We start from the raw sequence: 636 nt of genomic DNA on the forward strand, positions 1-636 counted from the left end.
AAGCGATCAAACGCTCAATGCCACAACGTATGGTGAAAGCGCTAGAAGACGATATGGAAGCGCGTGGTGCAGTTGCACTAAGTCGAGTTCAGAAAGCACGCCAAGACATCATGCAAATGGTGCGCGAGCTTGATGAGTCGGGCGAAGTTCAGTTGCTTCTATACGAAGAGCCAACGGTGGAATAAAGCATGGCAGAACAAAGATCGAACATTATGCGACTGCCTCCAAGTGGTTACCGTTTACACCGTTTTCCGCCGCTGGCTCAGCCAGTTGCGGTTGATGAAGAGTTCGGCTTGGACAACCAAAGTTGGCATGAGACGCAAGTGGACATTCAGCAGCAACTTGAATCAGGTTTCCAGCCGGGGCTGCAACAAGGACAGGAAGAAGGCGTACGCCAAGGCATCGAGCAAGGTAAGCAACAAGGCTTGCTCGATGGCCAGAAAGAAGGCTTTCAGAAAGGATTTGTTTCTGGTGAACAAGCTGGTAAGCAAGGCTTTTTAGAAGCGGCGAAGCCAGTTAATGACTTGTTACAAGCCTTGTCTCGCTGGCAAAGTGAAAAAGAGCAGCAGCAACGACACATGATTTGTGAGTTGGTACAGAAGGTGGCTCAGCAGGTGATTCGTGCCGAGCTTACTC

General features: G+C 50.2%; 2 protein-coding genes. Both read left to right on the plus strand.

Annotated features, from left to right (window positions below; translation table 11 throughout):
* Positions 1 to 185 (plus strand): FliG C-terminal domain-containing protein (locus R7O13_RS28145; RefSeq protein WP_318305355.1); only part of this gene is annotated, 185 nt, incomplete at its 5' end.
* A 3-nt stretch (positions 186 to 188) separates the two neighbouring features.
* Positions 189 to 636, plus strand: a 448-nt coding sequence (locus R7O13_RS28150) for a FliH/SctL family protein (protein WP_412125742.1), incomplete at its 3' end; no start/stop codon positions are given.

This window comes from Vibrio sp. Y176 (assembly GCF_033438945.1).